General features: G+C 58.7%; 10 protein-coding genes. 6 read left to right on the top strand and 4 right to left on the bottom strand.

The genetic code is table 11. The annotated features are described in order from the left end of the window. Positions 1 to 71 precede the first annotated feature (71 nt). The 4 genes from FFH90_RS14560 to FFH90_RS14545 form a co-directional block, all read right to left on the bottom strand. Complete coding sequence (locus FFH90_RS14560; RefSeq protein ID WP_138867433.1) at positions 72 to 2198, bottom strand: TonB-dependent siderophore receptor; 2127 nt, start codon at positions 2196 to 2198, stop codon at positions 72 to 74. Positions 2199 to 2289: 91 nt separating this feature from the next. After that, on the bottom strand, positions 2290 to 2739 hold the full coding sequence (locus FFH90_RS14555; RefSeq protein ID WP_138867432.1) for a hypothetical protein: 450 nt from the start codon (positions 2737 to 2739) through the stop codon (positions 2290 to 2292). A 107-nt stretch (positions 2740 to 2846) separates the two neighbouring features. After that, the gene (locus FFH90_RS14550; RefSeq protein WP_138867431.1) at positions 2847 to 4109 is read right to left on the bottom strand and encodes an ATP-binding protein; all 1263 of its coding nucleotides are present in this window, start codon (positions 4107 to 4109) and stop codon (positions 2847 to 2849) included. Further along, positions 4106 to 4789 (bottom strand): response regulator transcription factor, encoded by a 684-nt coding sequence (locus tag FFH90_RS14545; protein WP_138867430.1) that lies wholly within the window; start codon positions 4787 to 4789, stop codon positions 4106 to 4108. The genes FFH90_RS14550 and FFH90_RS14545 overlap by 4 nt, the downstream gene beginning before the upstream one ends. A 223-nt stretch (positions 4790 to 5012) precedes the next feature. Here FFH90_RS14545 and bamA point away from each other — a divergent pair, with 223 nt between their 5' ends. The 6 genes from bamA (at position 5013) to FFH90_RS14515 (ending at position 13335) form a co-directional block, all read left to right on the top strand. Next, entirely contained in the window at positions 5013 to 7379 is a 2367-nt protein-coding gene (gene bamA, locus FFH90_RS14540) for an outer membrane protein assembly factor BamA (RefSeq protein ID WP_064617559.1), read from the top strand. Positions 7380 to 7599: 220 nt separating this feature from the next. Then, positions 7600 to 8592 carry a transporter gene (locus FFH90_RS14535; RefSeq protein ID WP_064617557.1) on the top strand — a complete coding sequence of 331 codons (993 nt, stop codon included), beginning with the start codon at positions 7600 to 7602 and terminating at the stop codon, positions 8590 to 8592. A 54-nt stretch (positions 8593 to 8646) separates the two neighbouring features. Beyond that, the gene (locus tag FFH90_RS14530; protein WP_138867429.1) at positions 8647 to 9828 is read left to right on the top strand and encodes an MFS transporter; all 1182 of its coding nucleotides are present in this window, start codon (positions 8647 to 8649) and stop codon (positions 9826 to 9828) included. A gap of 62 nt (positions 9829 to 9890) precedes the next feature. Further along, positions 9891 to 11342, top strand: coding sequence for a carotenoid oxygenase family protein (locus tag FFH90_RS14525; protein WP_064621263.1), 1452 nt, complete (start codon positions 9891 to 9893; stop codon positions 11340 to 11342). A gap of 316 nt (positions 11343 to 11658) precedes the next feature. Continuing rightward, positions 11659 to 12510, top strand: a complete 852-nt coding sequence (locus FFH90_RS14520) for a fumarylacetoacetate hydrolase family protein (protein WP_028940727.1) — start codon at positions 11659 to 11661, stop codon at positions 12508 to 12510. Positions 12511 to 12513: 3 nt separating this feature from the next. Next, the gene (locus tag FFH90_RS14515) at positions 12514 to 13335 is read left to right on the top strand and encodes an IclR family transcriptional regulator (protein ID WP_018928948.1); all 822 of its coding nucleotides are present in this window, start codon (positions 12514 to 12516) and stop codon (positions 13333 to 13335) included. Positions 13336 to 13337: the final 2 nt, after the last annotated feature.

Here is a 13337-nt window from a genome sequence, read left to right as displayed (position 1 = left end):
GTCGTCGAGATGAAGGAAGACTACCGCCCCGTTCCACGGGCAGAACGGGGCGGCACATCAAGACAGTGCGATCAGAACGTCACGCTGGCGCTGAGGCGTGCCGTGCGCGGCTCGCCGACATTGACCGCCAGTTGGCTGCCGGTGGAGGACGGGTAGTACTGTTTGTCGAACAGGTTGTCGACGTTGAATTGCAGCGACGTCTTGTACCCGAACATCGGCGCCTCCCAGCGCACGAAGGCATCGGCGACGGTGTAGCTGCTCAGCCAGAAATCGTTGGCATTGTTGGCCGCACGCTCGCCGACATAACGCGCACCGCCGCCCGCATGCCAGGCCCCGAACTCCGTAGGCACATTCAGGTGATGGGTAAGGTACAGGCTTGCGGTGTGCTTCGGCGCATCGGCGAGGCGGTGACCTTCGTCATCCGGATCGTCGAGGATTTCCGTGTGAGTGTAAGCGTAGGTGCCGATCAGGTCCCAGCGCTCGGCCACACGCCCGGTGATGTCCAGTTCCAGGCCCTGTGAGCCGACTTTGCCCGCCGCCTCCGAGAGGCTGACGCCACCGACCGTCTGGGTGGTCACGACGTTTTTCTTCTCGATGTCGAACAGCGCCAGGTTGATGTTCAGCCCCGGCAGCGGATCGTACTTGGCGCCGACCTCATAACTGCGGCCCTCCTCCGGATCGAAGGTATGGCCGGCATCGTCGACTTGGGTATTGGGCTTGAACGAACGACTGTAGTTACCGTACAGCGACAAGCTATCGGTGGCTTTGTAGACCAGCCCCACGAACGGTACGAAAGCATCACCGTTATTGTCGCGGTTGACGGTGTAGCTGCTGCCGCGGCCCTGATCGCTGTACTGATCGTAATGCTGCTGGCGACCGCCGAGAACCAGGATCCAGCGGTCATCGAGGTGCCAGTTATCCTTGAAGTACACGGAGCTGGAGTTCAACTGGTTGCTCAGGTCACTTTGGCTGGCACTGACAAGGCTCGGCTCGGCCAGACGACCATAAACCGGCGAGGTGATGTCGAAGCCTGACTGCGCGGTATTACGGTAGGTTTTGCCACGGAATTGGTCGGACGCTTCGGTGTCCGCGCCGATCAGCAAGTCATGGCGCTGGCCGAACAGCTCCTGCTGGCCGATGAAATCCCAGCTGGCGTAACGGGTTTCATCGTCGTAGTGAGCGCCGTTGGCAGCACGTCGCAGGTTGTTGCCGGTCAACGAACTCGGCTGGGCAATCGAGAGGCTGTAGCGGTCGTTGTTCCAGCCGTAGGTAACGCGGGTCTTCCAGTCGTCACTCAGCTGATACTCGAAACGCGCGGTAGCCAATTCACGGATACCGACGCTTTTGGCCCATTTTTCGTCGAGGCGCTTGTCGTAGTCGATGTCCGCCGGATGACCATTGGTGAACACCGTGCCACGGTCGAAGGGTTTGGAGTAATCGTTGTATTCGTAGCTGAGGGTCAGGCTGGCACGCTCGCCCGTCCAGGTCAGCGAGGGTGCAACCAGGGTGCTTTCATTCACGCCGTAATTGCGCCAGTAATCCTCGTGGCCGCGTTCGGCAATCAGGCGATAAGCCAGGCCGGTATCGCCCAGCGGCCCGGTGGTGTCCACGGCCATGGTGCCGCCGCCTTCGCTGTAGGCCGAGCCGCTCAGGGTCGTGCTCTGGGTGTATTCAGGCTTCTTGCTGATCACGTTGATCAACCCGCCGGGTTCCAGCGCGCCGTACAGCATCGACGCAGGCCCTTTGAGCACTTCGATGCGATCCGTCGTGGCGCTGAAATTTTTCCCCAGGTTGGAACGCACGCCATCACGCAGGATCGAGCCGTCATCGTTGGTGCCGAAACCGCGCTTGACCAACGAGTCCCGGGAACCGCCCAGGGTGTTGCCCTGACTGACGCCGCTGACGAACTTCATCGCGTCGTCCAGCGAGCGCACCTGATAGTCGGCCAGGGTTTGCCGGGTGACGACGTTGACCGATTGCGCCTCCTCCTTGATCGGCACATCGCTTTTGCTCGCGGTGCTGGCTTGAGAGGTGGTGTAGCTGGTGTCTTGACTGACGCGGCTCGCCTGAATATCCGTGGTCGGCAGTTCAATCAGTTCCTGTGCCCACAAAGGACCGGCGAACATCACGCAGGACAGTGTCGGCAGCGCGTGTTTGATGAAAACCTTGCGACGGGCAAAGAGGTGGGGATGGCTCAAGACGTTGCACTCAATGAGTTAGTAGTAATGATTCTCATTGTATGGTGCGATGTATTTCCAGTAAACACCTTCGCGGTTATTAACTAACGAGTTATTGCTCTGCCACATAGATGATGGTTTGCGCGCTGTCTGCTGTCGCGGGCGGACGGGTGAAATAAGTGTCGCCGTCATCCGTGAGGATCTCGTATTGCACCTTGCCGGCGACACGGCTCGATACAGCGGCATGCTTGATGATCTTCAGCACCCGCTGAAATTTCACGCTTTGGGTGCCGTTCTGGGCAGGCCCGGTGAGCACATTGACCGTTTGAAACCAGCCATCATTTTTTTTGTTCGATACCAGGGTGCTGGTCAGCGCCTCGAAACGCTCCAACCGGGTAAAGCCCCAGAGCGTCTGCTCCTCGACCGTTTTGCCCTGCGCGGTAGAACCCGTAAACACAAACAGATTGATGGCCGGATTGTCTTCACAAAAGAAGTCATAGGGCACTAGCCCGTCGACCATTTTCTTGCCGGAAACGAAGCCCTTTTTATGAACCAGAAACATGCCCACCTCCACGCTGAAACATCAGCAAACGCTGCGTAAGTTTGAGCGGGAAGTCTACTGAGGCGAGGCGTACAGAGCCGTCAAGCCAATGTAATATCGTGTAAAGATCACGCCTGACGGGGCAAGCTGATTTCCACGGTCAGCCCAGCGGACGGCTCGTTGCGCGCCACAATCGTGCCGCCGTGCATTTCCACGGCCCTTGAAGCGATCGCCAGGCCCAGGCCGAAACCGGCACTGGCCTCGCTCAAGCCACGCTCGAACGGGTGAAAAATGCTCAGCAGCCGCTCGTTTTCAACACCCGCCCCCTGATCGGTAATCCGCACCGTCAGGCAGTCTGCTTCGAGATTGACCTCAGCCGACACAACAACCGCCGTCATCGGTTTGGTATGGCGCACCGCATTGCGAATGACGTTCTCGAAACACCGATACAGCAACTCGCCGCTGACCCGACTGACAAAGACCGGGCACGCCTGCAGGCTGACCCGGCAACCTTTCATTCCCGCCTCGAATTGAGCGTCCTCGACGATCACCGCCAGCAACTCGATGATGTCGAGTGGCTCGCGGTCGATACTTTCGGGCCGACCCTGCATGCGTGCCAGGGTCAACAACGCTTCGATCAGCGTATCCATGCGCACCGATTCGCGTTCGATGCGCTCCACCATTTCCTGGCGGGCCGGTTCTTGCTGCAACAGCCCGATGGCAGCTTGCATGCGCGTCAACGGTGAGCGAAGTTCGTGAGAGATGTCATGCAACAGGTGTTGCTGGGCCTCCACCAGCAGTTTCAGCTGGTTGGCCATTCGGTCACAGTCCCCGGCCAGATCGACGATTTCATCGCGGCGCCCGCCCATCATCGGTTTGACCCGGGTTTCGAAGCGCCCCTTGGCCACATCGCTCATCGCCCGCCTGAGATAGGCCAACGGCCACGCCAGGTAATACGCCATATACCCGCTGAACAGCGCACTCATCACCGTGCCGATGATCAGCGGGATCGAACGCCCCGGCCCTTGCTCACCTTCTTTGCCAAGGGGCTGTGAGGATCTGAGCGAGAGGGTCAAACCGTCCTTGCTGATGACCGTTCGCTCAAACGCTGGCCGCGGAACCGGCGACCCAGCCAGCAGTTGACCGGCACTGTCATAGACACCAATGGTTTCGTCGCCGGGGTGCCGCCACACTGTCAGCAATTGCCTTCCCGACTCGACGCCGAATTGTCGCAGCAGCTGTTCCTCGCTGGCCAGGATGGCCTCCAAATGAGGATCGCCAGGCCCGTGATTACCCAGTACCAGAATGCCCACCCCGACCAGAAACGTCAGGCTCGTGGCGAGCCAAAACGCCAGGAACAGTTTCCAGAACAGCCGACTGGGTTTCATCATTCGGCGATCAACAGATAACCGAGGCCACGCACGCTCTGAATCCAGGCCTTGGCGTCAGGGCGCGGACCGAGCTTCTGGCGAATGCTGCTGATGTGCACGTCGATGCGCCGGTCGTAGCGGGTCAAGGGACAGCCCAAGGCATTGAGAGACAGGTCCTGTTTGCTCACCACCTGCCCGGCACAGCGGGCCAGTTCTTCGAGCAGGCTGAACTCGGTACTGGTCACCCCCAGCTCGCCCCCCTGCCACTGGGCCTGGCGCTTGCCGGGCCACAAGACCAGCGGGCCGGTCCTGATCACTTCGGTGGTGGGCTGATCCGCCGGCTGCACCCGACGCATGATTGCCCGCAAACGCGCCACCAGTTCCCCCGGTGAACTGGGTTTAGGCACATAGTCGTCGGCCCCCAGTTCCAGGCCGGTGATCTTGTCGATGTTATCGCCACGGGCCGTGAGCAACACCACCGGTACCTGGCTCACGGCGCGAATGCGCCTGAGCACCTCGATACCCGACAGGCGTGGCAGCATCACGTCCAGCACCACAATGCTGTAGCGCCCGGACAGTGCTTGAATCTCGCCCTCCTCGCCCGTGTGCACGGCGGTCGCCTCGAAGCCTTCACGCTCCAGGTATTGGCTGAGCATTCCAGTCAGTTCCTGGTCATCGTCGACGAGCAATACAGAGATCATGGCGGGCTCTTGAGTGGGGGCCGCGCATTATCGCCCTTGCGCTGCACAGCGTCATCGCCCCGGGCAAACCTTTACCTAACTTGACACTTGGTTAACCGCACCAAACGCACCGAGCTTTTATGCTTCACCTCCACCAGCCTGCTCGCTTCGCGGTAACTCGTCTTGCTGTGAGATATCCGCGCCCGCCTACGCTGCTTGTCGATGTGTTCTGGATAAGATCTTGATGAATTTTTCGCGCCTGCTCTGCTCGGCTGCACTATTGCTCAACGCCACATTTGCGCACGCCCAAGGCTTCAAAATTTCCGATATTCGCATTAATGGCCTGCAACGGGTTTCCGCCGGCAGCGTGTTCGGTGCATTGCCGTTGAACGTCGGTGATGAAGCGGATGATCGTCGTTTGGTGGAGTCCACCCGTGCGTTGTTCAAGACCGGTTTCTTTCAGGATATCCAGCTGGGGCACGACGGTGACGTGCTGATCATCACGGTGGTCGAGCGCCCCTCGGTCGCCAGTATCGAGATCGAAGGCAACAAGGCGATCTCCACTGAAGACCTGATGAAGGGCCTCAAGCAATCGGGGCTGGCCGAAGGCGAGATCTTCCAGCGCGCCACCCTCGAAGGCGTGCGCAACGAGCTGCAGCGCCAATACGTCGCTCAGGGCCGCTACTCGGCGTCGGTCGATGCCGAAGTGATCCCACAACCGCGTAACCGCGTGGGCCTGAAAATCAAGATCGACGAAGGCTCTGTCGCGGCGATCCAGCACATCAACGTGGTGGGCAACACGGTCTTTGCTGATGAAGACCTGATCAACCTGTTCGAGCTCAAGACCAGCAACTGGCTGTCGTTCTTCAAGAACGACGACAAGTACGCCCGCGAAAAACTCTCCGGTGACCTGGAGCGCCTGCGCTCCTATTACCTGGATCGCGGCTATATCAACATGGACATCACCTCGACCCAGGTGTCGATCACCCCGGACAAGAAACACGTCTACATCACCGTCAACATCAACGAAGGCGCGAAGTACACCGTTCGTGACGTCAAGCTCAGCGGTGACCTGAAAGTGCCTGAAGACCAGATCAGATCGCTACTGCTGGTTCAAAAGGGCCAGGTGTTCTCGCGCAAGCTGATGACCACCAGCTCGGACTTGATCACCCGTCGCCTGGGCAACGAGGGTTACACCTTTACCAACGTCAACGCGGTCCCCAACCCGAATAATGACGACCATACCGTCGATATCACCTTCGTGGTCGACCCGGGCAAGCGGGCCTACATCAACCGCATCAACTTCCGTGGCAACACCAAGACCGACGACAAAGTGCTGCGCCGCGAAATGCGTCAGATGGAAGGCGGCTGGGCATCGACCTACCTGATCGACCAATCCAAGACCCGCCTGGAACGACTGGGCTTCTTCAAGGAAGTCAACGTCGAGACGCCGGCTGTAGCGGGCGTCGACGACCAGGTTGACGTGAACTACAGCGTCGAAGAGCAGGCCTCCGGTTCGATTAGCGCCAGCGTCGGTTTCTCTCAGAGTTCCGGCCTGATCCTCGGAGGTTCGATCACTCAGAACAACTTCCTGGGCACGGGCAACTACGCCAGCCTGGGCCTGACCCGCTCGGACTACCAAAGCAAGTACAACTTCGGTTTTACCAACCCCTACTTCACGCCGGACGGGGTGAGCCTGGGCTACAACCTGTTCTACAACGCCACCGACTACAGCGATTATTACAGTGACGGCGTTTCGTACTACTCCATCAACAGTTATGGCGCCGGCACTTCACTTGGCTACCCGATCAATGAAACCTCACGGCTGAGTTTCGGCCTGACCGTGCAACACGACAACATCGAGCCAGGCACCTACAGCGCTGATGAGATCTACGATTTCATTGCACGCGAGGGCAAGGAGTTCAACAACTTCAAGGCCAACCTCGGCTGGTCGGAATCGACCTTGAACAAGGGCGTGCTGGCCACCCGCGGGCATTCGCAGAACCTCAACCTGACGGTGACAGTGCCCGGCAGTGATCTGAGTTTCTACAAGATCGATTACACCGGGCAGACCTTCCTGCCACTGAGCAACGCCACTTCGCTGCGTTTCCACACCAAGCTCGGTTATGGCAACAGCTACGGCTCGACCGACGGCCTGCCCTTCTATGAAAACTACACGGCCGGTGGCGAAGGTTCGGTGCGCGGCTTTGAAAGCGGCACCCTCGGCCCGCGCAACACCCCGGCCACAGGCACCTATGCCAGTGCCGGCCAGGCGTATTATTCGGATCGGGACACCGACGCATTGGGCGGCAATATCCTCATTACCGGCGGGGTCGAATACCTGTTCCCGATGCCCTTCATCAAAGACAACAAATCCCTGCGCACTTCGGTTTTCTGGGACGTCGGCAGCGTCTACTCCAACAAGTGCTACCTGAGCACCACCCAGGGTTGCGACGGTGTCGACCTCGGTCAACTGGCCAGTTCCGTGGGGGTCGGCGTCACGTGGTACAGCCCGATGGGACCGTTGAGTTTCAACCTGGCCTTCCCGGTCAAAAAGCCTGAGAACGCTGATACGCAAGTGTTCCAGTTCTCCATGGGGCAGACTTTTTGAACCGGTGAGTCCGCAAGCATTCCACTTCGTTGGTGCACTGACACGATGTGCAGAATGTGGGACAAGCCCGCCCCCACAGGTTTCGCGCTGCCCCCCCTGCATCATGGCGCTCTCAGTCAACTCTGGCCGTTGTGCTCAAGCATCACGAACGTTCGGGAATTAAAGTCGAAGTGCCAGGGGAGCTACCCCGGCTCACAATTCCAAGAATAGAGCCACTTCGATGAGCCTGAAAAAATCCCTGCCAGTATGCCTGGCACTCAGCTTCGCATCGCTTGCCGTACCAGCAGCAGAGGGGCCTCCACCACCGTCGGTGAGTGAGCCCAGCGGTATCAATCTGGGCGGCACCAGTTTCTACGACGGTTTCGCGGGGCCGCCCGGTCTGTCCCACCTGACCTATCTGAAATTCAGCACCGCACGCAGCATCAGGGACAATGCAGGCAAGGATAATGGCGCCTTCGATAATCCGAAGATCAACGTCATCTCGCTGATCAACCAACTGAGCTATTACTCACCCGATACCATCGGCGGTGGTGCACACCTGGGCTGGAGCTTATTGGTGCCCATCATCTCCCTGGACGGTGACTTTGGCGACAACGGTGCCAAGCTCCAGGATAACGGCACAGGGCTTGGTGATGTCACGGTAGGGCCGCAGATCCAGTTCGACCCGATCGTCGACGCCCACGGCAGGCCCGTGTTTGTGCAGCGTCTGGCTTTCGACACCATCCTTCCAACCGGCAAATACGATAAACATAAAGATCTGAACCCAGGCTCCAACTACTTCTCTCTGAACCCTTACTGGGCCGCGACCTGGATGCCGGCGCCTCGTTGGGAAGTGAGCTGGAGGCTGCACTACCTGTACAACTTCAAGAACAACGATCCGGCGAGCAGTTCGACGCAACTTTTCGAGGGCCAGCCTGTGCGCGACACCCGGGCAGGACAATCGGCGTGGGCCAACTTCACGGCCTCGTATGAAGTGGTCCCCAACGTATCCGTCGGGATCAACGGGTACTACTTCAGGCAAATATCAGATGACGAGGTTAACGGAGGTCGGCTGAGCAACTCTCGGGAAAAGGTGCTGGGCATTGGCCCGGGCCTGTTCTGGAAAATCAGCGATGGCCAGGGCTTCTGGCTGAATACCTATAAAGAGACCGGCGTCGAGAACCGCGCGCAAACGGATTACGCCGTCCAGATCCGATACGCCCACACATTCTGACCGATGTGCGCCCACTCGTGCATGAGCGGGCCCTTTTACCCGAGGTGATGTTTCATGAACGCGCTCGACTCCATTGACAGTAAAAAATCATTGGCCGCTATCTGCCTGATGATGGTCATTTCCTTAGGGACGTTGCAAATCCAGCCTATTCTGGGCGGAGCCTTTATCGACCAACTCGGTTTGCCACTGAATGCCATCGGCGCCATTTTTGCGGCAGAACTGATTGCGATGGCCGTCGCCTGCGGCGTTTGCGCCATGTTGATGGCCAGCGTCGACCGGCGCCGCTTTGCCCTGATTGCCTTGCTGATGCTGGTACTCGGCAATCTGGCCAGTGCTCAACTGCATAGTCAGGGGTTGCTACTGATCTGCCGAATGATATGCGGCGCAAGCGGTGGCGCGGTCATGGCCGTTGTCTACGCCACCGCAGCCCTGCGCACATCCAAGGATTCGACGTTCGCGGTGATAAACATCGGCAACCTGCTCTGGGGGATGCTGCTTGTGAGTTCCATGCCGGTGATTCTGAAATCATTCGGCGTGGCCGGGGCGTTTTATCTCTTGGCCATCGCCAGTGCCCTGGCGATGGTTGGTAGCTGGAGAGTGCCGAGGAGCTACCCCGAGGCACATCGGGCAGCGAGCGGCTCGGTCCCGCCTTTCGGGCTCACATCGATCTTACTGCTGATGCTTTTTACGCTGCTGTTTTTTGGCCATTCCGCACTGTGGGTTTATCAAGAGCGCATTGGTAAAGGCATTGGCCTGGAGCCGCAACAGATCGGTGCAATACTGGGGGGCAGCATCCTTGCCGGTGCCCTTGGAGCGGCACTGGCCGGACTTATCGGCAGACGCCTTGGGTTGCTGTTTCCGCAACTACTGAGCTTCGGCACGGCGCTGATTGCGACTCTGGTCATGGTCTATGGCAATACCCCTGTCGCGTTTGCAGTCACTGCCTGCCTGATCCATGCAGTATGGTTTTTCAGTCTGCCTTACTTACTGTCTATGGCGGCCGAGCTGGACCCTTCCGGCCGACTGGCCGGGCTGGGTAACGCCGCGATTTTCGTTGGTCAGGGGCTCGGCCCGTTTGGCGCGGCACTCGTGGTAGGCGAAGGACAGTTCCGCGCCGTCGGATGGCTGGCGGCCTCGGCCTACCTGACAGCCCTGCTTATCTCGTGTCTGCTCGTTGCACGTTTTCGTCGTGACGCGAAGCCTTGCGCAACAGCACTGTCGCCTCAGTCGACCTGACCTGATATCAAACAGGAACCCCGTCAATGAACAATCGATACCCATCTTCAGAGGTTATGCCGATGACCACCCCGTTTCCCCAAACCCCTGAATTTTCCGGCGCGCTCTATGCACCCAGTCGGATAGAAGCCGAGGTGTTCGACCTGGAGATTGAAGGCACCCTTCCCGCTTCGATCCGTGGCGCTTTTTATCAGGTTGCGCCAGACCCGCAATACCCGCCGATGCTGGGCTCGGATATTTTCTTCAATGGCGACGGAATGGTCAGCGCGTTCTACTTTGCCGATGGCAAGGTGTCGATACGACGTCGCTACGTAATAACCGACCGGTTGATGGCTCAGCGCCGCGAAGGTCGCTCGCTCAATGGAATCTATCGCAACGTCTACACCAATGATCCACTGGCGGCGAAGAACAACACCACCGCCAATACCAGCGTTGTCGCTCATAACGGTGTGCTGCTTGCACTCAAAGAAGATGCCATGCCCTGGGCAATGGATCTTGAAACACTGGAAACCCTCGGCGAGTGGCATTTTGACGGGCAGATCGAATCAGCGACGTTCACCGCCCACCCCAAGCTCGACCCGGTAACAGGAAACCTCTTGGCCTTCAGCTACGAAGCCAAAGGTGACGGCACACCTGACCTGGCCTATTTCGAACTGTCGCCCGACGGAAAGCTGTTGCACCAAATCTGGTTCCAGGCGCCGTACGCGGCCATGGTTCATGATTTCGCGGTGACTGAACACTACGTGGTGTTCCCGCTGATTCCGTTGACGACCGACCTCGAGCGTATGAAGAAAGGTGGCCAGCATTTCCAATGGCAACCCGATCTGCCTCAGCTCTTCGCCGTCGTACCACGCAATGGGCGCGCGGAGGACGTTCGATGGTTCAAGGGCCCCAAGGACGGTTTCCAGGGCCATACGCTCAACGCGTTCGATGAGGGCGACAAGGTTTACGTAGACATGCCGGTCACCGGCGGGAATATCTTTTACTTCTTTCCCCAGGCCGACGGTCATGTCCCGCCACCCGAAACACTGGCGGCCAGCCTGATGCGCTGGACCTTCGACCTGACCAGCACGCAGGAGGACATTCAACCGCAGCCATTGACGGATTACCCCTGCGAATTCCCAAGGTGCGATGACCGCTACATCGGTCGAAAATATGAGCACGGCTTTGTGCTCGCGTTCGATCCAGAGCGCCCGTACAACCCCGCGAATGGGCCGATTCCGTTTCAATTCTTCAATCTGCTGGCCCATGTGAACCTGAAAACAGGCACCACCGATGCCTGGTTTCCCGGTGACAGCGGATGCTTCCAGGAGCCCATTTTCATTCCGCGCTCCCCTGATGCGCAGGAGGCGGATGGCTACGTCGTTTCCGTTCTCAATCACATCGCGGACGGTCGCAGCGAGCTTGTAGTTCTGGATTCTCGTGACATGGAGAATGGCCCCATTGCACGAATCAAAGTGCCGTTCCGGATGCGCATGTCGCTACATGGTTGCTGGGTGCCGAGCAAACAATGAACCCATGGGCGACCCACTGAAATGACAGGAAGCCTGTGATTCACCAGGCCGGGATACGGCCCCTGCCCTGACCTTCCAAACACGTCACTGTCTCGTATTGCCTGTTCCGGAGGGTCGGCAAAATGCTGCCAAAAATACATAAAAAAGCATAATTCCTGCATTTTGGGATTTTTAATAAATCCCGCTTTACAGGATTAATCTCCACAACTAGATTGAACCTCAACCGCCGCGGCTTACCTGCCGCCATAGCTGCATGAGCAGTGCCGAGCTTCTTTGCTCCCTGCGCATGCGCTGATCCTCTATCAAGGAGCACTCAATGAAACTCGCGAGCTTTATTGTTCAAGGCCGTAGCACCTACGGCGTCGTCGATGGCGAGCATGTCATCGATCTGGAGTCGGTCAAGCAAACCTTCGGCACCGATCTCAAGCAGGCTATCGCCAACAATCGCCTGGCCGAACTGAGCCACGAGGTCCTCGCGAGCCAGCCTCGTATCCCATTGGCTGAAGTAACTTTTCTACCCGTCATCCCGAACCCGGGCAAAGTGCTGTGCATTGGCATCAACTACGCCACACACGTACGTGAAACCGGTCGTGAGATGCCGACCTACCCGATGATTTTCACTCGTTTCGCTGACAGCCAGACTGCCCACCTGCAACCCATCGTTCGCCCGAAGGCCTCGCACAAGCTTGATTTTGAAGGCGAGCTGGCGGTGGTGATCGGCAAACCGGCGCGTCACGTCAAGCAAGCCGACGCGCTGGACTATGTCGCCGGTTACGCCTGCTACAACGACGGCAGTGTCCGCGACTGGCAGAAACACACCATTCAATTCGTGCCAGGCAAGAACTTCCCGAACACCGGCGGCTTTGGACCTTGGCTGGTCACCCGCGACGAGATCGGCGATCCGCAGGACCTGGAACTGACTACCCGCCTCAATGGCGAAGTCATGCAGCACACCAGCACCAGCGACATGATTTTCGATGTCCGCGCGCTGATCGAATATTGCTCCACCTTCACCGAACTGGCCCCCGGCGATGTGATTGTCAGCGGCACCACCGGCGGCGTCGGCGCGTTCCGTGAACCGCCGGTATGGATGAAACCGGGCGATGAAGTCGAGATCGAAATTTCGCGAATCGGCATCCTGCGCAACAGCATCGTCGACGAGCAGTAAGCCATGGCCACACTACGCGAATCAGAACAATTGCCGGCGCAGGATATCGACAGTAAAGGTTCTAGCCTGGAGCGCATGCTGCGGGTACTCGATCTATTTACCGAAGAGAGTCCGATCTGGGCTGTCGATGACATGGGCGGTGCATTGGGGTTTACCCGTTCAACCATCTACCGCTATGTGCGCGAACTGGCCGAGGCCAACTTGTTGTTCCAGGTCGGGGCCGGACGTTACGCCCTGGGCGCGAGAATCATTACCTGGGACCGTCAGTTGCGACTGAGCGACCCTTTGGTGCGCGCCGCACAATCATTGGAGCCAAGCCTCCCACGCTGGAGCGAGCAGCAGATCTGGCTGATCTGCCGCCTGTTCAAGGACCAGGTGGTCTGCATTCATCAATACGGCGATTTGTTCAGCGAGGTCAGCTACTCACGCGGCTCACCGAGGCCGCTGTTCCTGGGCGCGACCTCCAAGGCCATCCTCGCCAACATGACCTCGCGTCAACACAGCCAACTCTTCCTGGAAAACCCCGATGAGGTGCGCGCCAGCAACCTTGGTCAGACCTGGGAACAGTTCCGCCGCTCGCTGCAGCGTCTTCGTCATCAGGGCTATGTGGCCAGCGCCGGCGAAGTCGACGCTGGCGTCTATGGCCTCGCCGCTCCGATCTTCGATGGCGATGGCAAAGTCGTCGGCAGCATTAGCTGCGTGCGCCCGATTCAGGAACGTGACAGCACTCAGGAAGAACAGCAAGGACAGCAGGTCCTCGCCCTGGCGCAAAACCTGTCGCAACTCATGGCTGCACTCGCCAACCGCCCCAAGCCATTGGACTGAGC

The sequence above is a fragment of the Pseudomonas sp. ATCC 43928 genome (assembly GCF_005938665.2).
Taxonomy (GTDB): Bacteria; Pseudomonadota; Gammaproteobacteria; order Pseudomonadales; family Pseudomonadaceae; genus Aquipseudomonas.
This window is presented reverse-complemented; position numbering and strand designations above follow the sequence as displayed.

Coding starts and splice junctions, on each gene's coding strand:
- FFH90_RS14555 (WP_138867432.1), bottom strand. CDS start 2,739: ATGTTTCTGGTTCATAAAAAGGGCTTCGTTTCCGGCAAGAAAATGGTC.
- FFH90_RS14520 (WP_028940727.1), top strand. CDS start 11,659: ATGAAACTCGCGAGCTTTATTGTTCAAGGCCGTAGCACCTACGGCGTC.
- FFH90_RS14550 (WP_138867431.1), bottom strand. CDS start 4,109: ATGATGAAACCCAGTCGGCTGTTCTGGAAACTGTTCCTGGCGTTTTGG.
- FFH90_RS14545 (WP_138867430.1), bottom strand. CDS start 4,789: ATGATCTCTGTATTGCTCGTCGACGATGACCAGGAACTGACTGGAATG.
- FFH90_RS14535 (WP_064617557.1), top strand. CDS start 7,600: ATGAGCCTGAAAAAATCCCTGCCAGTATGCCTGGCACTCAGCTTCGCA.
- FFH90_RS14515 (WP_018928948.1), top strand. CDS start 12,514: ATGGCCACACTACGCGAATCAGAACAATTGCCGGCGCAGGATATCGAC.
- bamA (WP_064617559.1), top strand. CDS start 5,013: ATGAATTTTTCGCGCCTGCTCTGCTCGGCTGCACTATTGCTCAACGCC.
- FFH90_RS14530 (WP_138867429.1), top strand. CDS start 8,647: ATGAACGCGCTCGACTCCATTGACAGTAAAAAATCATTGGCCGCTATC.
- FFH90_RS14525 (WP_064621263.1), top strand. CDS start 9,891: ATGACCACCCCGTTTCCCCAAACCCCTGAATTTTCCGGCGCGCTCTAT.